Here is a 22,598-nt window from a genome sequence, read left to right on the forward strand (position 1 = left end):
TAAATGTAAATTATCAATTGTATAACATTGTAATTTACATTTATGTACAACTACCGATTGAACAACTTCACAATTAAGTCAGCAACCCGGCTGGAATAACCGTATTCATTATCGTACCAGCCCACTACCTTAACGAGTGTACCATTGGCGGCTGTTAGTTTAGAGTCGAAAATACAGGAGTGGGGATTGCCAACAATATCGATGGAAACAATTTCGTCCGTTGTGTATTCCAGATACCCTTTCAGCGTAGTCTCGGATGCCTGTTTGATGGCGTTGTTGACCTCTTCCACGGTTACTTCCCGCTTCAGGATAACTGTCAAATCTGTTAGTGACCCATCTGGAGTTGGTACGCGCAGGGCATTACCATCCAGTTTGCCTTTAAGTTGTGGCAATACCAGCCCCACTGCTTTGGCAGCACCAGTTGAGGTAGGAACGATCGATAACGCAGCCGCTCTTGCCCGGCGTAAATCGGAATGGGGCGCATCCTGTAGATTCTGATCAGCCGTATAGGCGTGAATCGTTGTCATGTATCCTTTCTCGATACCGAACACATCATCCAATACTTTGGCCATTGGAGCCAAGCAATTAGTCGTGCAGGAAGCATTCGAAATAATCGTTTCGTCGCCCGTTAGTGTATCATCGTTCACACCCAGAACAACCGTAGGAATGTTCCCTTTAGCAGGAGCAGAGATGACTACCTTTTTGGCACCGGCTTCCAGGTGCATACCTGCACCCGCTTCATCAACGAAACGGCCTGTCGATTCCAGTACCACATCAATAGTCAGATCTTTCCAGGGTAGTTTTTTCGGATCACGTTCGGCATAAGCGTTTATACGCATACCATTTACAGTCAGGCTATCGCCATCAGCGGTAACGGTACCGGGAAACTTACCGTGTACAGAGTCATATTTCAGTAAGTGGGCAAGTGTCGCATTGTCCGTGAGGTCATTTATGGCGACTACTTCAATATTTTCCTTTTCAAGAAGCCGTCTGAACGATAACCGTCCGATTCGACCAAAGCCATTAATAGCAACGCGTATTTTTTCCATGAACAGAGAAAATTGGTTTGTTTTCGGGTCCAAATATACGTATTAATTAAGGGCAACCATAATTAGTAGTAGGGGAGGTATTAGCAAATTAAATAGACATATTTAGTAAATAATGGTTAAAAGCCCCTATTATTAGCATAATACCCTAATTTTACTAATTATTAATAGTAATTTTAGTATTATTTACTAATTTATTTAGCAATTACTACCTATTATACTAAAAATTTGGCTAATATTGACTACTTACTAATATATCCTTCTGCTGTATTGCTACCATACTACTAGGGCTCATTACAACAACATTGCCATCTATTTTTTAAACCAACTAACCTTTATAGCAGCACCCACTCTAATTACTAAACAACTTAGCGCGTATACAATCATTTTACGGTGTATATCACGCAGGATTACGTTGCCTATTTTTTTGTTGTGGCATTGACCACCCTGTCCGATGCTACAGTGATATAATGAAGATCTTTGTCGGAATGACAATTCTGCGGTTGAAAGTAATACTATTTAAATCTGCTTGATTACTATATGCATTGGTGTCACTTTTAAACTTTATAATAATCCATACTAAGACTTACCACCTGATTTATGTTTAACAGCACAGACTAGCCATCAATGTGTTTTTTCAGCTAACACGAAAGGAGCGGAGTCTTAAGTCACTAGAAGATTTTCCAATCAATTTATCTTTAACGTCACGATCATTTTATTGCTTCAGCGTGATTCGATTGCCTGAACGACCTAGCTCTTAATCGGACGTTCTTATTCTTCAGTGTGGTTATACCTCTAGCATCAGCGGGCGATTTTAATCGCCCGCTGATGCTAGAGGTAATGGTGATCGTCGCCAAGGGGCCACCACTGATCCACCCCACAAAAACAGCCTTTTGTATTAAGTACAGTTGCCTTCATTTTTAGCTGAATAAACGGAGGAAATAGCAACGTTCCAAAAAATAGGGTTGAACAGGGCCAGTTAAGTAAGTGCCTTATACCAGCTCAACGTATGAAACTTTATTAATTCGGAGAAGAAGGTAAAATTATCAGTTAGCTATATCTTTTCCTGAATGGATCAGAGTGATTGGGTGGCAAGTATTTTGATATATAAGTTATCCACTTAGGCTGCCTATAATAAACTGTTTGGCTTTATGTAAGTCGCAGCGAAACGGGGCTGTTTGCTTGATAAGCTGCACTGGCTTACCTGGCTATTAATTTTTACCAGCCTTATACGATAACTATAATCGCCTTCTGTGTACCTTTGGTAAAACATAGCAATCAGTGTTTATGCTATTGATGTATAACAATATAATATTTTGTCTTAAATTATATATTGCTATTAGTCAACTACTTATCATGAGTTGCTTTAACTTTTACTTCACTTAAATGACACAAAAAATTGAGGCTATCTGGAACGATAGAACACTACTTGCCGAAGAGGATTCGCTTAATAGTATACGGGAAGTAATTGATTTATTAGATAGGGGAGAACTGCGGGTAGCCACACCACCAACGGATGAGTCGGGTTCCTGGACGGTGAATGAATGGGTGAAAAAAGCCATTCTACTTTACTTTGTCAGTCAAAAGATGCAAGCTGAAGAAGTAGGTATTTTCACCTTCAATGACAAGATCCCGCTAAAAACGAATTTTGCAACGGCTAACGTTCGGGCCGTTCCACCAGCCGTTGCCAGATATGGATCGTTCCAGGCACCGGGTGTTATATTGATGCCGTCCTACGTAAACATTGGTGCTTATGTGGACGAGCGTACGATGGTTGATACCTGGGCAACCGTTGGGAGCTGCGCCCAGATTGGGAAAGATGTTCACCTGAGTGGGGGCGTTGGAATAGGGGGGGTACTGGAGCCACCCCAGGCAGCTCCCGTTATTATTGAAGACGGAGCATTTATTGGTTCACGCTGCATTGTAGTTGAAGGAGCACACATTGGCAAACGGGCTGTACTAGGTGCGGGTGTTACAATCACAGGTTCGTCGAAAATTATCGACGTAACGGGGAACGAGCCCGTCGAATACAAAGGGTACGTTCCTGCTAATTCAGTGGTTATCCCGGGAAGTTATGCCAAAAAGTTTCCAGCGGGAGACTATCATGTTCCCTGTGCTATTATCATCGGCCAGCGTAAAGCTTCAACCGATCTAAAGACTTCCCTGAATGACGCGCTACGCGAAAACAATATTTCTGTGTAGGTAGCTGGCTTTAACTAATTAATTTTTTTATCCCACTAAGAGCGCCCCCGATAAAGGCGCTCTTAGTGGTTTTAGCTTCTTTATAGTAAAGTGTTCATGGACTTGTAGGATTGACTCTGGGCTGTAACTGTCATTGAATGAAAGTCGGCTACAGGATCAACAAGAGTAGGATTTGTTTAACCGGATCAAATTAGCAAGGAGGGGCTAACAGTTTTGACTAAAAGAAAAACGTACTTTTCATACGTTAATGAAAAGTACGTTTTTCTTAATCGTGGGGCCTTTCTGTTCCGCCCTGTTTTTTTGACGTGATGAAAAGACTTTACATCATNAGTACACGATGTACAACTGGTATCTACTCGACTATACTTTTAATAAATCCCCATCTGTATTATTGATTTACATCTACGTTAAATTGTTGACTTGGTAAATTGTTTATATTTACATTATTATTTAGACGAATCATTCACTTATGTAATTATAATCTATTGTAATCCTATTGTTGAACTAATCATTTACATTAACTTATTTTATATATTTGTGACGTTTCTATACAGTATGACGATACATCCAATACATTGACTAAAAGGGATATGACTATAAATGACAAAATTAAACAGATACTCATTGAGAAGAATCTGACTCCGTCTTATTTTGCCGATGAGATTGGCGTTCAACGATCCAGTATCTCGCACATTCTTTCGGGTCGAAATCGCCCCAGCTTCGATATCATTCAGAAAATAATTCGTCGCTTTCCCGAATTAGGGTACGAATGGATTATGGAAGAAGAAAATCAACCGGGGTTAAATGACCGACAGATGAATTCATCAGGGTCAAATTATACCAATAGGGGAGTTGGCCGACCAGCACAGAACCGCTCAGACCAATTCAATACAGTACAGCCAGGGGTTTCCTACGCTGCTGTACCCCAACCTACTAGTGTTCGTAGTCAGCGTACTGAAATTCCGCCCCAGAATATGGTGGTACAAGCGGATGATAATCAAGCCAGTGAACCGTTTACAGCCAACGCATCGGGAGAGAAAAAGGTAGAACGAATCCTTATTTTTTATACAGACGGTTCGTTCCGGGAGTTCACCCCAACGGTGTAAGTAAAGAAAAAATTCAGGTGTTTTCAGGCTAAAAATGGTCGGCTGATTCTTCCTTTTTTTCAATTAAAGTGCCCTCAAATGCGTTAAAAATGCGTTTTCACCCATAGACAAGGCTAACTAGCTGTAAAGCAACACTTTAGTGTTCCACGTGGATTATTAGTACGTAATCCTGAAAAAACGTAAGGATATTCCTATTATTGCTTACGGTGCTCCTGGTTACCTGGCACTAAATTGCCGACCTTCGTTACGTCTACTACCTCCTCGCTCATCCGTTATCTCTACCTTCGCTGTGCTAGCTGCTGTTCGTCTTTTATTACTTAGTAGTTCCGTTCTTTTAGGGGTTAGTCTACCAACTGCCTCAGCGCAATCAGACACAACAGCCCGTCCTGAACTACGTAAGCTCTTGAACCGGGGCAACACCGTCGACAGTGTAGCGATTAAACCGGATTCAACCTACTGGCGTAATAAACTCGAAGCCGGCATAAATTTGAACTAGGGTTCATTCAGCGACAACTGGAAAGGGGGTGGGGTTAACTCCATTGCTTTTGGTCTTTTGTTCAATGGACGGCTCGCTTACCGAAGGAACCGTTTCAACTGGACCATAAAGACGCAACTTCAATACGGTATCGTTAAAAATGCGCAGCAGGCACAACGTAAAAGCTCGGACCGGCTGTTTTTTGACGCTAAAGCGGGGTATCTCATTTCCACCCGCTGGCAATGGTTTGGCTCACTCAATGTCTTGTCGCAGTTTGCTCCCGGTTATGATTATATCACCCTGCCTTCCGGGCAGGAGCAGGACAATCAGATTTCCAACTTTTTCGCTCCTGGTTACCTGACGGAGTCGTTTGGCCTGGGATACGAACCAACGGATGATTTTAACCTTCAACTGGGTCTGCTAACGGTTCGGCAAACGTTCGTAACCGATCCAACCGTCAAGCTGTACGTACCGCAAAATTATGGTGTACCGCTCGACCGGACCAGCCGAACCGAGGTAGCATTTCAATTGGTGGCTAACTACGACCATGATATAGCCAGTAACATCAACCTTAATTTTCGGTACCAACTCTTTGCTGATTACCGGAATCTGGCCGCTACTGACCACCGGCTTGATCTGACCATTACGGGTAAGATAAACAAAGTAATGAATGCTAACCTTAGCGGAGTTATCCTGTACGATCAGGATCAGGATAACACGATTCAATATAGTCAGGCCCTATCGATTGGTTTCTTTCTGACACTGTAACTGTTCTTTCTTACGCTGCGTTGACAGGTAACAGCTACTACCTGTTCCAGTACACCTACTACATAGTATATACTGTTAAGCTATTCCAGGATTATACAGTTTGTTGTATAATTTATATTATGTTAAGTAGATAATTAAAAAGGTAGGGCTGGTATTAACCAGCCCTACTCTATTCTATAGTACTACGGCTCGATACAAGCCACCTTCTTCTCTTCAAACTCTTTCAACACCCGTTGGGTAGTTTCCAGGTTGTTCGTCAATTCAGGCTCTTCTTTCACCGCCTTGGCTTTCAGAAAGTACGGTAATGCCTGTTTGAATTTGCCGCATACCTTACCGTCTGCTTCTTTACCGGACTTAGTATATTCGGCCATCGACATTTTGTCGACGCCCTGCTTCATTTTAACCGCTTCGTTAAAAACGTACACCCCCATGTTGTAGTTGGCATCGAAGTTATTAGGGTCAACAGCCAGCGCTTTTCCCAGATACTGTTTTTCCAAGGCCAGATTGTCGTCCTGCGCCTTTTTCAGATCAGCCAGTTTTTTCTCACCAGCCGCAGCCGAAGATGCATTGGCTGCGGCTTCTTTTGCCGATGCGTCCAGTTTAGCATACTCAGCCTTTTGCTCCGTCAACCGCTTCTGCACATCGGCCAGCTGGCGTTTCACCTCAGCCGTTTTACTCTGCTTGTTCAACCGGGCAATCTCACTGTTATAGGCATCAATAATGCTCTTGGAATCAGCCAGTTGTTTTGCCGTGTTATCCCCCTTTTTAGACGAACTTTCCAGTTTCCGGATTTCTTCATCTTCCTTGTGTGCAATGTTATTATACACAATAGAGAGATTAACCAGATTCTGAACGTTGTTCGGATCTTTCTCTACCATCTGCTTCATACTGGTGATAGCCTCATCCATTTTATTAGAAGTCAACATGATATTGATCTTCTCATTGGCCAAATCCTTATTCGATGGATCCAGAACAATGCCTTTGTCCAGGGTTGCCAGCGCCTTGTCCATTTCGTTATCGGCCCGGTAAAGCATCGCTAACGAACCATAAATGGCGGCATCCTTACCCCCACCGGCAATGTACTTTTCCAACTGCACTTTGGCCGTTGCATTATCTTTTACCTGCTGAGCCGCAATCGCTGAGTACAGGGGGGCCAGCGTATCCTTGGGATTGATATTGCCCGCTATGCCCAGGGACTTGATGGCCTCAGCGTAATTTTTCGACTGGAATTTAGCGACCCCCTGCTGCATAAAGGCATTGTACAGGTTCTGACTCGTCAAGGCCTCTTCTGCTTCCTTAGCTAGCTTACCAGGACCCCCTTTTTTGTCTTTATCCAGTTCGATAACCTTTTTATAGGCATCATAAGCCGTAGTCGCAGCAGCCGAGTCCAGCTTGATATTACCGCTGATGGCAATGTTCTGATACGTTTTAGCCCGGTCCAGCCAGGTACTCGCTTTTCCGCCCGCTTTGGCGTCGGTGATATCTTTATCGCTTTTTTCTTTCTCCTTTTTAAAAGCGTCAAGGGCAGCCTGGTCCACGGCTGCGGAACCAGTTTGCTGTGCGTACGCCCCTACTGAGAGGCAACACGCGACGAGAATAACAAAAATTTGTTTCATGTGTAATCGGGGTTGTTTTTTTAATTCAATAACGAAATTACGGATTCTGTCCGTATAAGCATGACCATCTACAAATTGTTTGAGCCGCCGGACTGATTTCTGGTCAGTCCGGCGGCTCAAAACCTACTCGTTCATTCGCTTATTCCTCAACGAGTAGCGGTTCCGAATCGAGGGCGATTGCCTCCTCCCCTTCTTCCTGTTTTATTTTGGTTACGGACGATATTTCGTCCCCGTCACGCAGGCTGATGAGCCGCACCCCCTGCGTATTCCGGCCAATCACACTGATGGCATTGACCGGTGTCCGAATGGCAATACCGGATTTGTTGATGATCATCAAATCATCGTTGTCCGCTACGTCGAGTACCGCAACCAGCCGTCCCACTTTCTCGGTAACTTTCAACGTACCGACACCTTTGGCCCCCCGGTTCGTAATCCGATACCCGTCAATGTCGGATCGTTTGCCGTAGCCATTCTGCGACACAACCAGCAACTGAGCGGCCGCGGAGAGAATGCAGACCATGCCAATCACGTGGTCGGTCTTATCGGATTCGTCCAGCGATATGCCGCGCACACCAGCCGCCGTGCGGCCCATCGGGCGAACGCGACTTTCGTGGAAACGAACGGCTTTACCCGCACTGGAGGCAATCACGATTTCGTTGTCGCCATTCGTCATGCACACGCCAATCAGTTGATCGTCCTCATCAATTGTAATGGCAATGATCCCATTTTGACGGGGCCGGGAGAATTGCTCCAGCATGGTCTTCTTAATGGTCCCCTGCCGGGTACACATCACAATGTAGTTATTGTTGATGTAGTCCTCGTTCTTGAGATCGGTTACGTTGATGACCGCCCGTACTTTATCATCCGATTCAATGTTGATAAAGTTAGCCAGTGGCCGCCCTTTGGACGTACGGGACCCTTCGGGCAGTTCATAGACGGGCAACCAGTACAAACGGCCTTTCTGAGTAAATGCCAGCAGGGTGTTGTGCATGGTGGCCGTAAACAGGTGCTCCGTAAAATCTTCTTCCTTGGTCACAACCGCTTTCGACCCCACTCCTCCCCGACTCTGCGACCGGTACTCGGTGGTGGGTGTCCTTTTGATGTAGCCTTCGTGCGAGATGGTAATCACCATATCCTCGTCGGCAATCAGGGAGAGGTCGCTGATGTTACCATCCCCTACCGGATTGATCTGCGTCCGGCGTTCATCCCCGTACCGGGCCAGTATGTCGGTCAGTTCTTCTTTGATAACCTGCCGCTTGCGTTCTTCACTGGCCAGAATTTCCTTGTAGTCGGCAATTTCCCGCATCAGCTCATCATATTCCGCCTGCAGTTTATCGCGCTCCAGACCCGTCAGGCGTTGCAGCCGCATTTCCAGAATGGCCTTTGCCTGCAAGTCACTCAGGGAGAACTGCGCCATCAGGCCCGTCCGGGCTATTTCCGCATCCCGCGACGAGCGAATCAGCGTAATAACCGCATCGATGTGATCCAGGGCGATTAACAGACCTTCCAGGATATGCGCCCGCTTCTCGGCTTCGCGCAGTTCGTACTGCGTCCGGCGGGTAACCACGTCGAACCGGTGTTCAACGTAGTACTTCATCATATCTTTCAAGTTCAGTATCATGGGCCGTCCCTTAACGAGGGCCACGTTATTGATACTGAAAGACGATTGCAGCGAGGTATGCTTATACAGATTGTTCAGCACCACGTTCGGGATGGCATCCCGGCGCAGGTCATACACCACCCGCAACCCGTCCCGATCCGATTCGTCCCGAAACGCGACTATCCCTTCAATTTTCTTGTCGTTAATCAGCTCGGCCGTTTTTTCAAGCATCACCGATTTATTGACCATGTACGGAATATCCGATACGATAATCTGAGTTTTGCCCCTGTTCTCTTCAATGGTGGCGTTGGCCCGCATCACTACCCGGCCGCGCCCCGTCATGAAGGCCGACTTTACGCCCTCCATGCCGTAGATGGTCGCCCCCGTCGGGAAATCGGGTGCTTTAACGTACTGCATCAACTCCTCAATCGTGATGTCATTGTTGTCCAGGTACGCGATGATCCCGTTCACAACTTCGGTCAGGTTGTGCGGGGCCATGTTCGTAGCCATACCGACCGCAATACCCGACGAGCCATTCAGCAGCAGGTTTGGTAACTTGGCCGGCATAACGGTTGGCTCTTCGAGCGAATCATCGAAGTTGGGCTGAAAATCAACCGTTTCCTTATAAATGTCGTTCAGCAGCTCTTCAGCAATCCGCTTCAACCGGGCTTCGGTATACCGCATGGCTGCCGGAGAATCGCCGTCGATGGAGCCGAAGTTCCCCTGCCCATCCACGAGTGGATACCGGAGTGACCAGTCCTGGGCCATACGAACCATGGTATCGTACACCGACGAGTCGCCGTGGGGGTGGTATTTACCCAGTACTTCGCCCACGATACGGGCTGATTTTTTGTGGGGTTTGTTGTAACTGACTCCCAGTTCAGCCATACCGAACAATACCCGTCGGTGAACCGGCTTCAGGCCGTCACGAACGTCGGGAAGAGCACGCGAGATAATAACCGACATTGAGTAATCAATGTAGGCTCCGCGCATTTCGTCCTCAATGTTGATAGGAATAATGTTACTGGGAGCTTCGAGGTCGGGATTTTGGTCCGCCATTTGATAAAGTAGTTTCGCAGAAAATTACTATTCTGGCCTACGCAGTTCACGCAAGCCTCACTATACACAAATATACAAAATTTTCAGGAGAAAACAGAAATAAACCCGTAAAAGCGCGTCTAAGTGGGCTAAAAACGCGCAAAAATGAATCGGCGCAAAACCATATTATCAGGCATGTACTCAACAATACAATCCATCTGTAATACAATTCTATTTCAACTAAAACATAACCAATTAACAGGGCGCCTGCTCTGTCTGATTATCCTACGATTTGATGCGCGGATCGAAAACAAACCGGTCGGTACGCACCAGGTTTATCCGGCTGAAATCGGGGTGCGCCGGGTTGAGCAGGTAATTACTTTCGTTGGGGATAATGGCGGATGGTACCTTCAAAACGGCCGACCGGCGTTGCTGAAGCCACTCCCCTCCTAGCTGCTGGCAGGTATCGTACCGCTGAAAATCATACCAGTCGGCTGGCAGGGCATCAATAGGAACGGTCTCTATAGAAAGGCTATCCGGTACGTCGATACTCATTACCCGAAAATCGGCGGTGAGTCCCTCCCCGCTCCGGTGAACCACGTTTTCCAGGCAGGCTAACGCCCGGGTAGCGGCTGTGTACAGCACAAACTGACCGGCCCTGTTCCAGCGGGCAGCCCCGCCCGAGGCTACCAGGCGGTTGGCGTACACCGTCTTTGTGATGCGATAGACAAGCATTCGGATGCAATTGGCCTGTTGAGCCGTTATTTAGGCCAGGTCGCCGTACTCGATGCGGGTTACCTCATCCATGACCAGGTCGATGCCGCCGGATGTATACAGCAAGGCAAAAGGCACCTGATTCCCTAACCCGTAGGCGGGTTTGTCCATCCACCGCCGAAAGGCGGCCGCAGACCCAAAAACCGATTCGCCCGCCTGAAAGAGGGTTATTAGTTTGAGGACTTTCTCGCTGTCCTGCGGGTTAAGCTTTTTCTGCTCCCGCTCGTACCGCTGAAAGGTTTTGAGTGAGGTATCGAACACCTCGGCCAGTTGCTCGCGTTTGTATCCGGTCAATTCGGCAACCTCGAAAAAACGGGTAGCCGAAACGCCCTGTAAGGCCTGAGAAACAAGGGATGTCAGGTTGAAAGCAATCATACCGCAAATATAAGAATTTTGTCCCGTAACTACAGAATTTTGTCTTGCTGGATAAAAACTTACCCCCTTTTCCAAACCTAACCGACAGTATATAGTTTTAGTAGGTAATTAACCAAATTAATTAACAACGCTATGAAAAAAATTAGCCTATTGATTCTGCTGGCGGTCAGCACTCTAAGCTTCCAGGCCTGCGACAACAAAAAGAAGGAGTCGGACAGCATGGAGAATGCCGAAGAAGCCAACGAGAACAAGGAAGATGCCGGTAGGGGGCAGAGCGAAGACACCAGTGAGTTTGCCATGAAAGCGGCCAATGGGGGTATGATGGAAGTGGAACTGGGCCGTATGGCGCAGGAAAAAGGCATGAGCAAAGACGTGAAAGAGTTTGGTGCCATGATGGTAGCGGATCACTCGAAGGCGAATGAGGAGCTTAAAACACTGGCCACGGCTAAAAACATCACCCTCCCCGCCACCCTCGGAGAAGATATGCAGGAAGATGTTAATGAGCTGGCCAAACTATCCGGCAAAGAGTTCGACAAAAAATACGTGAGCATGATGGTCGACGATCACAAAGAAGATATCAACGCCTTTAAGAAAGCAGCCGAGGATAATAACGTCGATCCCGAGATCAAGGCATTTGCTGCCAAGACACTGCCAACGCTGCAACAACACATGGACCGCATCAATGCCATCGATAAAATGATGAATTAATCGGTTCTCCGTAGTGAACTAATTATCTATTCGCCCGTAGCGTTTATGCAGCGTTACGGGCGAATCCATTTCAAACGAAACGTGTATGAAAACGATGTTTTTAACGATAGGCTTTCTGGTAGCCATTGGCTGGGTACAGGAAGGCAACGCTCAATCAACAACGGGCGGACAAAGTGGCGGCTCTACGGCCTCAACGGGTGCAGGCTACCTGACTCCCGGCTCAAGGCCGGCCACCAGCAAAGCCGCCAGCATGAGTATTGCTGATGAGGGTGCTTCCCGTTCGTACATGTACGTGCCACCCAGTCAGCGGCACAAAGGCCTGGGCAGGAAAAAGAACCAGGCTGTATCACCGGATGGGACCGACAGTACCCTGGCTACTAAACGAGCGCAGACACCAACGGCTGGCCAGAAGCGCCCCCGGAAGAACAAGGGGCAGTAGGCTAGAAAAGACCGCCAGGGAATTCGCCAGAAAGGCGTAGTTTCGCTGGAGGCCCTTTATCTCCTACCACCAAACATATATTCCGATATTCCGACCGATGCGACCCTGTGGGAACGCAACCGGGATTACTATCACTTTTTGACTACCCGCTACCGTGTCCGGGGTTTAACGAAACACGTGTAAGGGCAGTCTCCACCGCCCTATAGGGTGCGCACAAGCATCCTTGGACGTTCTGGGTGGTGGGCGCCCCTGTTTGAGCCGCCAGATCCGGGTTTGGGGAGCGGCCGAAGCCGAAGAGTACCGAAGGTGGAAAGTACTAAGGTACAGCGGTCGGATGTTGGCCGAGTGGCTGAAAAAACTGACCCTGCTGGGTACCGACTGGCGCAACTCATTTCTGGAAACTGCCCCCTGGCTCATTATCCTGTTCCGGCGTATTTTCGAAACCGACGGTGACCGCAAGCGGCCGACCTACTACGTAATGGGGGCGGGCAGCTTTCTGCTGACGGCCCTTCATAACGCGGGCAGCTGTAAATTCACCCCTTTTGTCACCAGGCTTCTTTTCCAGCCCAAAAAATATAAATCACAAAATAATTACTTACATTTTGGTACGATTATGCAATAAACGATGGTATCCCTTTTTAATGTAGTCTTTTCAGGTGTAATTTTAACCATTACATCTACGTCAATGACTAAGCACTTCAAAACCCTTCGCAGAAGCCAGTGGCTTTTGCTTATTTCCTGGCTTACCTGCTCACTCGCCGGGCGCGCCCAGGATGCCCCAACCTATCAGACGCCCCCCAAAGCGCTGGCGGACCTGGTTACGGCCCCCCTCACTCCCACCGTCAGCCTGTCGGACAAAGGGGATATGATGCTCATTCTCGAACAGGCCGCAGCACCCGGTATTGATGAACTGGCTCAGCCCGAATTCAAATTAGCCGGCCTCCGGCTAAACCCGGCCAATAACGGCCCCAGCCGGGCGCGGTACATAACCGGTCTGAGACTCAAAAAGGTAATGGATAAAGAGGAAAAAGCGCTGACGGGGCTTCCGGCCACTCCGCTAATCAGCTTTGTACAATGGTCGCCGGATGGGTCAAAAATTGCATTTGCCAATTCAACCGATAGCCGAATTGACCTATACATAGCAGATGTAGCAACCGCAGCGGCCCAGAAAGTAGGTTCCGTTGCCCTCAATGCTACACTGGGAGTTCCCTACCATTGGGTATCCGACAGCAAGAGTTTGATTGTAAAAACGATTCCGGCCGGCCGGGGACCGGCACCCGTTATCAGCGCGGTACCAGCCGGCCCCACTACCCAGCAAAATGTGGGCGGGCAGCGGGGACAGGCACCCACGTACCAGGATTTATTAAAGAACCCGTCCGACGAGAAACAGTTTGCTTACTACACGACTGCGCAGGTGGTACGGATGGGTACGGATGGGTCGATGACGGCTATCGGGGAACCGGGCATCATTCGCTCGGCAGACCCCTCGCCGGATGGGCAGTACGTGATGGTTCAAACCGTGCATACGCCGTTTTCGTACCTGGTCCCGGTCAACCGGTTTCCGCTCAGGACGGCTGTTTTCGCGTTATCCGGCTCGCTGGTAAAAACCCTGAACGATGGCCCCCTGCAGGAAAGCGTTCCCTACAGTCGCGACGGTGCTCCCACCGGACCGCGTGACTTCGAGTGGCGGGCCGATATGCCCGCTACCGTCTACTACACGGTGGCGCAGGACAAGGGCGACCCGAAAGTGGTGGCCGATATCCGGGACAAGGTATTTCAGCTGGAAGCTCCCTTTTCTGCTTCGCCCAAAGAGATCTACGCGGCTCAGTTTCGTTTCGAGAATTTTACCTGGGGCAATGGCACAACAGCACTGGCTACCGAACAATGGTGGCAAAGCCGCAAAGCCATCACCAAAATCGTTAATCCGACTACCTGGCAAACATCGGTTCTCTTCGATCGTTCGTACGAGGACCGGTACTCGAACCCGGGCCAGCCCGACACGAAACACAATCAGTACGGGCGCGACGTACTGAACCTGCTCCCCAACGATGAAATACTGATGCTGAACGTGCAGGGGGCCTCTCCCACCGGCGACCGGCCTTTTGTGAGTCTGCTCAACTTAAAAACCAAAAAAAGCACTGAACTCTGGCGGTCAGCCGCGCCGTATTTCGAGCGGCCTGTGGCTGTACTGGATGCCGTAAAAAAGGTTATCCTGACCACCCGCGAAACCCCCGAAGAGAATCCAAACTACTACGTACGTAATTTAAAGGCGCGCATCGCCCCCGTTCAGGTTACGTTTTTTCCGCATCCTTACCCGCAGTTAAAAGGCATTCAGAAGCAGCAGCTCCGCTACAAACGGACCGATGGGGTCGAGTTAACCGCTACGCTGTATACCCCCGTTGGGTACACCAAGGAGCAGGGCCCGCTACCCACGTTCCTGTGGGCTTACCCGGCCGAGTTCAAAAGTAAGGAAGCGGCCAGCCAGGTAAGTGGCTCGCCTTACCAGTTCAACCGGATTAGCTACTGGGGTGGTGCCGCCTTTGTAACCATGGGTTACGCCATTCTGGACAACGCCAGCATCCCCATTGTGGGTGAGGGCGATAAAGAACCGAACGATACCTACGTGGACCAACTGGTGTCCAGTGCCAAAGCGGCCATTGACGAGGGCGTCCGGCTGGGGGTGGTCGATTCGAGCCGGGTGGGCGTTGGTGGCCACTCCTACGGCGCTTTCATGACGGCGAACCTCCTCACCCACAGCAACCTGTTTAAAGCGGGTATTGCCCGTAGTGGTGCCTATAACCGGACCCTGACCCCGTTCGGTTTTCAGAACGAGCAGCGTAGTTACTGGCAGGCAGCGGATGTTTACAACAAAATGTCGCCGTTTATGAATGCCGACAAAATGAAGACGCCCCTGCTCCTGGTTCATGGAGAGGCCGACAATAATACCGGTACGTACCCCATCCAGTCGGAACGGTATTACAACGCCCTGAAAGGCTTTGGCGCTACCACCCGGCTGGTATTCCTGCCCTACGAAAGTCATGGATATACCGCTAAAGAGTCCTTACTGCACATGCTGTGGGAAATGAGCGGCTGGCTGGACAAATACGTAAAAAATCCAGCCCCCGATGGGCAGGTCAACAAAGCAGGAAAAGTAGGGGGTGGAAAGGGTAAGTAGCACCTGTTACTACCCGTTTAATCATCCGAGTACGATTCTTTCTTACCGAAACGCCCCCGCCAGTATTGACGGGGGCGTTTTAATTAGAGTCGACAAGCTTTCCATCAGGCATAAACGGGCAGAAATGCTTTTTATCTGCGCAAAGACAGTAAGTTTACAGGGAAGTAACTGGTCACACACTAAATATGAACAGGTGATTTATCTTCAACTAAATTTACTACATAGAACTACAATGACCAGGCCAAATAATAACTAACTGATTTTCAATCTGTTTGACTTGTTTCCAACGGTATAATACAGTAGTTTTGGTCCTTCTTCTTCCTGTATGACCTGTACTCACCCGGTTAATTGCCGACGTTAACAGGGGTATCGTTGTGACACCCTATACTTTTTACCCATGACACGTTCTTTCGCTTTTACGTCGGCTAACAGGCAAATTTACCCTCTCCCGCTTGTCAATTCGCTCGGTAATCCGTTTATTGGTGCTGCTACCAGCGTGGCTCATGGCTACCCGAACAGCCATAACTGACTTTAAAACTCATGCACAGCGTGATTTCCGCTTCTGGTTCCCTTACCCATCCTGAAAAAGACCTGCCTTCCTGCTCTGATGAAGCACGAATAAACGGCCTGAGAAATCACTCCCCCCTCACCCACTATACGGTACTGATACGGCACAAGATGAGTTACTGGGTTGGCAGTGTCCTTAGTTTACTGTTGTGGCTGAGTCAGTTCAGTAGCCTGCACGGGCAATCGTTACCCGATGTACCGGAAGAAATTATCTTTGCCGATGTGCCTGTTCATCTGACTCAGCAGGCACGCATCCAGATTCAGCAGGAAATACAGCGTCTGTATACGCAACCCAGGGTTATTCAGGCTGACATCAGTGCCCTCCGGCAACTGAACCCGTTACTGAAACCCCTGTTTGCCAAAGCAAACCTACCCGATGATTTTCGCTTTGTTGCCCTGCCTTTCTCTGATGTAGATACGCTGGGATTCTGGGGGTTGTCGCGCCCGTATGCTACCGGCCTTCGGCTTCGGATGGACTCGAATGTGGATGAACGCTATCACCCCATCCTTAGTGCCGAAGCAGCCGTAGCGGATTTGGAGCGTTTGCAAACCCTGAAAAACAACTACGTGCTGGCGCTGATTCGCTACCTCAAAGGTAATACCAGTCAGGACGTTATCGAGCCGACGGATCCGGCTTATATCATGCCCGGGCCGCAGAGCCCGCCCCTGCTCTGGAGGATTCTGGCCCGTAAACTAGTCATCCAGTACGAGGAACCAACCTATCGCCCGGCGATGAGTTACATTTTATATACGTACCAGTACGGCGAGGGGCAGTCCCTCCAGAACATTGCCAATCGGTTGCGCGTCGACACCGAGCGACTGCAACCGTTCAACCAGTGGCTCAAAACGGTAGTTGTACCGACGGATAAAAAGTACACGGTGCTGATTCGGGTAACCCCCGACGAGTTTACAACTGTTCAGGCGCTGGCCGAGCCGGGACTCAGGAATCTGCGCCAGTTAGCCATTGGGTTTCCGATTCTGATTAAGGTCAACAAACAGGAAGATGGCTTCCGGTCAGAAGCTACCTTTTACGAAATAAATGAGCATAAGGGTATCCAGGCACAACAGTGCGATAACTTTATTACGCTGGCCTACTACGGCGGTATTTCCATCGACCGGTTTTTGAAATATAATGACTTGAATGCCAATCAGGATGTTATCCATCCCGGCCTGATCTATTACCTGGAGCGAAAGGACAAACGCGCTAAAATTCCCTTTCACGTAGCGCAGAAGAACCAGACGTTGCTGGAAATAGCTAACATATACGGCGTTCGGCTGGCTTCACTCACCAAATTCAACCGGATGACAACGGCCCAGCGGCTGCAGCGGGGGCGAATCGTTTGGTTACAGACGCAGCGACCGCTCAACCAGCCCATAGAATACGTCCAACTCCCCCCCGAAGAATCTATCCCCATCCCGCAGTCTATTATCACCCGGCCAGCGGTTCGGGATACGGTACAGGCCCGGCCTGAACCCAAACCGGTAGTGCCCCAGATAGCCGGCAAAACACCGGACACCGTAGCGACTCCGGTCAACAAACCGGCACCGGTGGCCGTCGTCACTAAAGCAGTCGATGCCCCGGCGGTGAGTACGGAGAGGGCGGGAAAATCGACCCCTGCCCGGGAGTTAGTGGCGACGGATTCACTGATACAGCAGGATACGATACGGATGGAGATGGCCGAGAAACGCAAATGGCACATTGTTAAGCCGGGTCAGACGTATTACGCCATCGCCAATCTGTACGGCATCACGCTCAGGCAACTCTACACCTGGAATGACCTGTCGGAGAGGATACCGCTCCGGATTGGGCAGCAATTAATCGTGGCCTACAGGCGGTTAAAACCGACGGGCATTGCCACGATGCCCAAAACGCAGGGGAGGCCGGTCCGCCCGGCATCACCAACCAGACCGGCGGGTACGCCCCCTGCCCGTAAAGCAATTTTCCACACCGTTCGCGCGGGCGAAACACTCTACCGGGTTGCCCTTCAGAACAACGTAGCGGTCAAGGATTTGATAGCGTGGAATAATCTAACGTCCACCACCATTGAAATTGGCCAGATACTGATGATCCTGAAATAACTGGTCTGTCGGCCAGTAGAGAAACTTAGTTGACGGCTTGGCTCAATCGATTGCCTGCGCCATAGTTTCTTTCTTCACCAGGGCGGCAATCTCCTCCGCTAGTAGCTTCTGCTGCGTGCCGGTATTCATGTTTTTAAGGGTTAACTGGCCCGTCTGCACTTCGTCTGACCCAATAAGTACGACATAGGGAATGTTCTTATCATTGGCATAGTCGAGCATTTTCTTCACTTTTACCAGGTCGGGGTACAGTTCGGACGCTACCTGGGCAGCCCGCAGCTGATTTAGCAGGGGTAAGCTTACCCGGCGGGCTTCCGCATCAAATGGCGCGATGAGCACAAGAGTACCCTGACCGGCACCCGCCGGAAACAGATTCAATTCAGCCATAACATCGTAAATCCGGTCGACGCCAAACGATATCCCCACCCCCGACAGGCCCGGCATCCCGAAGGCTCCCGTCAGGTTATCGTACCGCCCGCCCCCACTGACGCTGCCAATTGAAACGTCGTTGGCTTTCACCTCAAAAATAGCCCCGGTATAATAGGAAAGCCCCCGCGCCAGGGTTGGGTCGATTTCAACCCGGCTGTCAGCCAGGCCGTACTGCTGCACGAGCTGAAGCGTTTCAGTCAATTCAACCAGGCCCCGTCGGGCCACGTCTGATGCCGAAAGCCAGGTTTGCAGTTGGTCCAGCACCAAATCGGCTTCCTGATTGAGAAAGTCGAATAATGGAGCCAGATTATAAAGAGCAGTTTCCGAAAACCCACGTGCCCGAAGCTCGTCCAGCACCTTCTCTTTCCCGATTTTATCCAGTTTGTCAATCGCTACGCTGAGCGTTGCTTCCTCACCCGGTACGCCAATAACCTCGGCTATGCCTGCCAGAATTTTGCGATTGTTGATTTTTACCGTAAAATTAGTAATGCCCAGGTTGCGGAATACTTCGTGAATCATCAGGATAATTTCGGCTTCACACAGCAGCGAATCCGTGCCAACAACATCGGCATCGCACTGGTAAAACTCCCGGTAACGCCCCTTCTGGGGTCGGTCGGCCCGCCATACGGGTTGCATCTGATACCGCCGGAAGGGCATGGTCAGGGTATTTCGGTTCATGACTACGTACCGGGCAAAGGGTACGGTAAGGTCGTAGCGCAGCCCTTTTTCGGCAATTTTCGGCGTCATTTTTTTGGGCCCCGCCTGCAAGTCCGTTTCGGTCAGGTCAGCGGCAAAATCACCGGAGTTCAGGATTTTAAACAGTAGCTGATCCCCTTCGTCGCCGTACTTACCCGTCAGTGTAGACAGGTTTTCCAGGGAGGGCGTTTCGAGGGGTTGAAAACCAAAACGCTTGAACGTCTGGCGAATGGTATCGAATATAAAAAGCCGGTTGCGCATCTGCTCCGGGCCAAAATCGCGGGTACCCTTGGGCAAGGTTGGTTTTTGCATGGTGCAAAATTACGCAGTAGACCGAAAAACAAGCAGTAGCGTTTACTTTGTCGGTAAAAAACCTTACTTTTGCGGACTAATCGCTCCGGCGACCCGGCGTTCCAGCGCCTTTATTAGACAAACACAGTAAAAACGTATATAGTCATGGCAGTAACAGAATTAAAGCGAAAGGCTCGTCGGAACCGGGCCATTGCAAACAACAAGGTGAATGCAATCAAGCAGTTGCTACGGAAACCAACCATTAAAAATGTGGATGTAGAAGCCATCAAGGCCTCATTCGCGGAGAAGAAAGCAGCGTAAGCCCGTAATCAGTAATATACTGGCATTCGCCTTAAATCCCGTCCTTACCCGACGGGGTTTTTCGTTTCGGGCGGAACCGGGCCCACTCCCGGTCGCGCTTTTTAAGCTCCCGCCTTACAAAGCGCCGGTAATCCAGTTGTACCCGGTACCGTACCGCCAGCCCGAACAGCAGCAGGCCTCCATTTAATAGAATCAACCCGTACACGCCCCACAGGAACCACTGCCGAAACGGAGCCCCCGCCTGATGGGCTACTACGGCCGTTCCCAAAACCCACAAACCGACACTAAAAAGCAGGAAACCCAATGGCCCTACAATCAGGGCTTTCGTTCGGGTACTCATGCGTTTTACTAACTGTTGGCCAGGTGGCTTGGCAAGCTTGGTCATGCGGGTAAGGTAGCTATCGGTTACTAAAATAACACGTGGTCACGGCATTTAGTTAACAATATAGTCACATTCGTGTTGCCCGCTCCACTGCCTGCTCTCGCTATTCATCAGGAAGGATAGTTGATAGAGGACCCCGTTTCCCGGAACTGCGCTGGTTCTCGCAGCCGTTTCCAGCCTTCACGCATGAAACCGATTCCGTACCCTGTCAACTGTACGAAGGCAGCTCCCACACTCAATAGACCAACTTTGGCGCTTTTCTCTTTCCGGGTAGCATCAATCAGAATCAGCATGGCGAACAGCCCGATCGATCCCAATGCCAGGCCAAACAGCAATGGGCTAATCAGGACCCATACCGGTATCAGCAACAGATATACCGTGAACAGGGCCGGAAACGTATGCACCAGCTTCAACTCGTTGGGATAATACCGGGCAATATTGATACGGGCACGGCCAAAAAAACGCAGTTGACGAAAAAACTGACCAAAACTTGTCCGGCGTTTGTGATAAATGAAGGCATCGGCGATCAAGCCGGTTTTGAACCCATGCCCGATAATTCGGATGGCAAACTCGATGTCCTCCCCCATGCGGGTCAGTTTGTAGCCGCCGACGGTTTCCCAGACCTTTCGCGACAAACCCATGTTGAAACTACGGGGATGGTAGGTACCACCGAGATTTTTGCCCTTTCCCCGAATCCCGCCCGTTGTAAAAGGGGAGGTCATCGAGTAGCTGATGGCTTTCTGAATGGGCGTAAAATCCGGATGGGCCGCATCGGGGCCCCCGTACGCATCGAGCCAGGTTCCCGTTAAGGTTTGCTTTACTTCGGCGAAGTAATGCGGAGGAATCAGGGCATCTGAATCGAAAATAACGAAATAATCACCCCTGGCCTGCTCAAAACCAACATTCCGGGTGAATCCCTGACCCGAGTTTTCCTTGAAAAAATACCGAATATCCAGTCGGCCGGCGAACGCAGCGACCACGTCCTCCGCCTTTTCCGTCGACCCATCCTCCACCACTACCACCTCAAAGTTGGCATATGTCTGCCGGGTCAGACTGCTCAGTAATTCGCGCAGTTCGTCGGGGCGGTTGTAAACGGGTATGATGACGGAGAAGAACAATAATGATGAATGATGAATGATGAATGATGAATGATGAATGATGAATGATGAATGATGAATGATTTACAAAAAAATAATTTATAATTTATCATCGCTCCGGCGACCCGGTCATCATTACCAGCAGGCTTTCTTCATTCGCCTGGATAACCTGGTCGATCAGGTCGTCGGTCAGGGCAATGGACGTGAACAGGCTCTCGAACTGTGACGGTGCCAGGTATACGCCCCGCTCGAGCATGGCGTGAAAATAGCGGCCAAACGCAGCCACGTCACACGACTTGGCATCCGAAAAATTCGCCACCGGCCGCTCGGTCATGAACAGCGTAAACATGGAGCCGAGCTGATTGATGGTGTAAGGCAAACCGGCCTTCTGCAAACCGGCCTTAAAACCCGTTGTCAGCTTCTCACCAATGGCGTCCAGCCGGGTGTACACCTCCGGATGCTCATTCAGGTGGTGCAGCATAGCCAACCCCGCCGACATGGCAATCGGATTACCCGACAGCGTACCCGCCTGATAAACCGGCCCGGCGGGAGCCACCAGCTGCATAATATCAGCGCGACCACCGTAGGCCCCCACCGGCATCCCTCCGCCAATAATTTTACCCAGGGTAGTCAGGTCAGGTTTAATACCGAATCGTTCCTGCGCTCCGCCTTTAGCCAGCCGGAACCCCGTCATCACTTCGTCGAAAATCAGAACTACGCCGTGCTGGTCGCACAGGGTACGAACTCCTTCCAGAAAACCCGGTTCGGGCAATACGCATCCCATATTACCCACTACGGGCTCCAGAATGATTGCCGCTACCTGATTGTGGTTATTCGCCAGTAACGTCTCTACGGCCGCCAGGTCATTGAAGGGGGCCGTCAGCGTATCGGCCGCCGTCGCTTTGGTCACGCCGGGGCTATCGGGAATACCCATCGTCATGGCACCACTGCCAGCCGCAATCAGAAACGAGTCGCCGTGGCCGTGGTAACACCCTTCAAATTTGATGAGTTTATCGCGGTTCGTAAACCCACGGGCCACCCGGATGGCAGCCATCGTAGCCTCGGTACCGGAATTGACCATCCGAACCTGCTCAATGGAGGGGACCATGTTCGTTATCAGTTCGGCCATCTCTACCTCTTTCCGGGTGGGAGCGCCGAACGAGAACGAATGCTGGATGGCATCCCGAACCGCTTTTTCGACGGGTTCGAAGGCATGCCCCAAAATCATGGGACCCCAAGAATTGATCAGTTCGATGTACTGCCGTCCATCCTCGTCGTAGAGGTAAGGCCCTTTGGCTGATTTAATAAAAAGGGGCGTACCACCCACGGATCGAAACGCCCGAACCGGTGAGTTTACCCCACCGGGAATCAGGGTTTTTGCTTTCTCAAATAACTGTTCGCTCGTTGTCATTTTAGA

At 49.8% G+C, this 22,598-nt stretch carries 18 protein-coding genes and 1 pseudogene; 10 read left to right on the top strand and 9 right to left on the bottom strand.

Annotated features, from left to right (window positions below):
- Positions 1–50 precede the first annotated feature (50 nt).
- The gene (gap, locus tag B156_RS0117540; RefSeq protein WP_018621076.1) at positions 51–1,049 is read right to left on the bottom strand and encodes a type I glyceraldehyde-3-phosphate dehydrogenase; all 999 of its coding nucleotides are present in this window, start codon (positions 1,047–1,049) and stop codon (positions 51–53) included.
- A 1,383-nt stretch (positions 1,050–2,432) separates the two neighbouring features.
- Here gap and B156_RS0117545 point away from each other — a divergent pair.
- From B156_RS0117545 to B156_RS29360, 3 genes and pseudogenes are all read left to right on the top strand, one after another.
- On the top strand, positions 2,433–3,248 hold the full coding sequence (locus B156_RS0117545; protein WP_018621078.1) for a 2,3,4,5-tetrahydropyridine-2,6-dicarboxylate N-succinyltransferase: 816 nt from the start codon (positions 2,433–2,435) through the stop codon (positions 3,246–3,248).
- A 590-nt stretch (positions 3,249–3,838) separates the two neighbouring features.
- The gene (locus B156_RS0117550) at positions 3,839–4,354 is read left to right on the top strand and encodes a helix-turn-helix transcriptional regulator (RefSeq protein WP_018621079.1); all 516 of its coding nucleotides are present in this window, start codon (positions 3,839–3,841) and stop codon (positions 4,352–4,354) included.
- Between the two features lie 511 nt (positions 4,355–4,865).
- A pseudogene (locus B156_RS29360) lies at positions 4,866–5,597 on the top strand (DUF3078 domain-containing protein); the annotation flags it as partial.
- 182 nt (positions 5,598–5,779) lie between these two features.
- Here B156_RS29360 and B156_RS0117560 read toward each other — a convergent pair.
- From B156_RS0117560 to parS, 4 genes are all read right to left on the bottom strand, one after another.
- On the bottom strand, positions 5,780–7,213 hold the full coding sequence (locus B156_RS0117560; protein WP_018621083.1) for a tetratricopeptide repeat protein: 1,434 nt from the start codon (positions 7,211–7,213) through the stop codon (positions 5,780–5,782).
- 139 nt (positions 7,214–7,352) lie between these two features.
- Complete coding sequence (gene gyrA, locus B156_RS0117565; protein ID WP_018621084.1) at positions 7,353–9,872, bottom strand: DNA gyrase subunit A; 2,520 nt, start codon at positions 9,870–9,872, stop codon at positions 7,353–7,355.
- A gap of 264 nt (positions 9,873–10,136) precedes the next feature.
- Entirely contained in the window at positions 10,137–10,586 is a 450-nt protein-coding gene (locus B156_RS0117570) for an RES family NAD+ phosphorylase (RefSeq protein WP_018621085.1), read from the bottom strand.
- 30 nt (positions 10,587–10,616) lie between these two features.
- The gene (gene parS, locus B156_RS0117575) at positions 10,617–11,000 is read right to left on the bottom strand and encodes a type II RES/Xre toxin-antitoxin system antitoxin (protein WP_018621086.1); all 384 of its coding nucleotides are present in this window, start codon (positions 10,998–11,000) and stop codon (positions 10,617–10,619) included.
- A gap of 132 nt (positions 11,001–11,132) precedes the next feature.
- Here parS and B156_RS0117580 point away from each other — a divergent pair, with 132 nt between their 5' ends.
- From B156_RS0117580 to B156_RS0117600, 6 genes are all read left to right on the top strand, one after another.
- A complete protein-coding gene (locus tag B156_RS0117580) occupies positions 11,133–11,708 on the top strand; it encodes a DUF4142 domain-containing protein (RefSeq protein ID WP_018621087.1) in 576 nt (191 codons plus the stop codon).
- Between the two features lie 85 nt (positions 11,709–11,793).
- Positions 11,794–12,147 (top strand): hypothetical protein, encoded by a 354-nt coding sequence (locus B156_RS0117585; protein WP_018621088.1) that lies wholly within the window; start codon positions 11,794–11,796, stop codon positions 12,145–12,147.
- 253 nt (positions 12,148–12,400) lie between these two features.
- Positions 12,401–12,769: a nitroreductase family protein gene (locus tag B156_RS30375; protein WP_157627087.1), complete on the top strand. Its 369-nt coding sequence runs from the start codon at positions 12,401–12,403 to the stop codon at positions 12,767–12,769.
- A 63-nt stretch (positions 12,770–12,832) separates the two neighbouring features.
- On the top strand, positions 12,833–15,322 hold the full coding sequence (locus B156_RS0117595) for a S9 family peptidase (protein ID WP_018621090.1): 2,490 nt from the start codon (positions 12,833–12,835) through the stop codon (positions 15,320–15,322).
- Between the two features lie 397 nt (positions 15,323–15,719).
- Positions 15,720–15,851, top strand: a complete 132-nt coding sequence (locus tag B156_RS32410) for a hypothetical protein (protein ID WP_281167523.1) — start codon at positions 15,720–15,722, stop codon at positions 15,849–15,851.
- An 11-nt stretch (positions 15,852–15,862) separates the two neighbouring features.
- Positions 15,863–17,968, top strand: a complete 2,106-nt coding sequence (locus B156_RS0117600; RefSeq protein ID WP_084757787.1) for a LysM peptidoglycan-binding domain-containing protein — start codon at positions 15,863–15,865, stop codon at positions 17,966–17,968.
- A gap of 42 nt (positions 17,969–18,010) precedes the next feature.
- Here B156_RS0117600 and hisS read toward each other — a convergent pair whose 3' ends face one another.
- Positions 18,011–19,402 (bottom strand): histidine--tRNA ligase, encoded by a 1,392-nt coding sequence (gene hisS / locus B156_RS0117605; RefSeq protein ID WP_040585883.1) that lies wholly within the window; start codon positions 19,400–19,402, stop codon positions 18,011–18,013.
- A gap of 144 nt (positions 19,403–19,546) precedes the next feature.
- Between hisS and B156_RS31815 the strand changes: the two genes are divergently transcribed.
- Complete coding sequence (locus B156_RS31815; RefSeq protein ID WP_018621093.1) at positions 19,547–19,702, top strand: hypothetical protein; 156 nt, start codon at positions 19,547–19,549, stop codon at positions 19,700–19,702.
- A 31-nt stretch (positions 19,703–19,733) separates the two neighbouring features.
- Here the strand turns inward: B156_RS31815 and B156_RS0117615 are convergent, their stop codons facing one another.
- From B156_RS0117615 to hemL, 3 genes are all read right to left on the bottom strand, one after another.
- On the bottom strand, positions 19,734–20,087 hold the full coding sequence (locus B156_RS0117615; protein ID WP_018621094.1) for a hypothetical protein: 354 nt from the start codon (positions 20,085–20,087) through the stop codon (positions 19,734–19,736).
- Between the two features lie 107 nt (positions 20,088–20,194).
- Positions 20,195–21,202, bottom strand: a complete 1,008-nt coding sequence (locus B156_RS0117620; protein WP_018621095.1) for a glycosyltransferase — start codon at positions 21,200–21,202, stop codon at positions 20,195–20,197.
- A gap of 88 nt (positions 21,203–21,290) precedes the next feature.
- The gene (gene hemL / locus B156_RS0117625) at positions 21,291–22,592 is read right to left on the bottom strand and encodes a glutamate-1-semialdehyde 2,1-aminomutase (protein ID WP_018621096.1); all 1,302 of its coding nucleotides are present in this window, start codon (positions 22,590–22,592) and stop codon (positions 21,291–21,293) included.
- Positions 22,593–22,598 lie beyond the last annotated feature (6 nt).

The organism is Spirosoma luteum DSM 19990 (assembly GCF_000374065.1).
GTDB classification, from domain to species: domain Bacteria; phylum Bacteroidota; class Bacteroidia; order Cytophagales; family Spirosomataceae; genus Spirosoma; species Spirosoma luteum.

What these genes read in the sequence shown, in the direction of transcription:
- B156_RS0117600 (WP_084757787.1), top strand. Translation starts at nt 15,863, where the DNA reads ATGCACAGCGTGATTTCCGCTTCTGGTTCCCTTACCCATCCTGAAAAA.
- B156_RS0117595 (WP_018621090.1), top strand. Translation starts at nt 12,833, where the DNA reads ATGACTAAGCACTTCAAAACCCTTCGCAGAAGCCAGTGGCTTTTGCTT.
- B156_RS31815 (WP_018621093.1), top strand. Translation starts at nt 19,547, where the DNA reads ATGGCAGTAACAGAATTAAAGCGAAAGGCTCGTCGGAACCGGGCCATT.
- B156_RS32410 (WP_281167523.1), top strand. Translation starts at nt 15,720, where the DNA reads ATGACACGTTCTTTCGCTTTTACGTCGGCTAACAGGCAAATTTACCCT.
- B156_RS0117585 (WP_018621088.1), top strand. Translation starts at nt 11,794, where the DNA reads ATGAAAACGATGTTTTTAACGATAGGCTTTCTGGTAGCCATTGGCTGG.
- B156_RS0117550 (WP_018621079.1), top strand. Translation starts at nt 3,839, where the DNA reads ATGACTATAAATGACAAAATTAAACAGATACTCATTGAGAAGAATCTG.
- B156_RS0117560 (WP_018621083.1), bottom strand. Translation starts at nt 7,213, where the DNA reads ATGAAACAAATTTTTGTTATTCTCGTCGCGTGTTGCCTCTCAGTAGGG.
- hemL (WP_018621096.1), bottom strand. Translation starts at nt 22,592, where the DNA reads ATGACAACGAGCGAACAGTTATTTGAGAAAGCAAAAACCCTGATTCCC.
- B156_RS0117545 (WP_018621078.1), top strand. Translation starts at nt 2,433, where the DNA reads ATGACACAAAAAATTGAGGCTATCTGGAACGATAGAACACTACTTGCC.
- gap (WP_018621076.1), bottom strand. Translation starts at nt 1,049, where the DNA reads ATGGAAAAAATACGCGTTGCTATTAATGGCTTTGGTCGAATCGGACGG.
- hisS (WP_040585883.1), bottom strand. Translation starts at nt 19,402, where the DNA reads ATGCAAAAACCAACCTTGCCCAAGGGTACCCGCGATTTTGGCCCGGAG.
- parS (WP_018621086.1), bottom strand. Translation starts at nt 11,000, where the DNA reads ATGATTGCTTTCAACCTGACATCCCTTGTTTCTCAGGCCTTACAGGGC.
- gyrA (WP_018621084.1), bottom strand. Translation starts at nt 9,872, where the DNA reads ATGGCGGACCAAAATCCCGACCTCGAAGCTCCCAGTAACATTATTCCT.
- B156_RS0117580 (WP_018621087.1), top strand. Translation starts at nt 11,133, where the DNA reads ATGAAAAAAATTAGCCTATTGATTCTGCTGGCGGTCAGCACTCTAAGC.
- B156_RS0117615 (WP_018621094.1), bottom strand. Translation starts at nt 20,087, where the DNA reads ATGACCAAGCTTGCCAAGCCACCTGGCCAACAGTTAGTAAAACGCATG.
- B156_RS0117570 (WP_018621085.1), bottom strand. Translation starts at nt 10,586, where the DNA reads ATGCTTGTCTATCGCATCACAAAGACGGTGTACGCCAACCGCCTGGTA.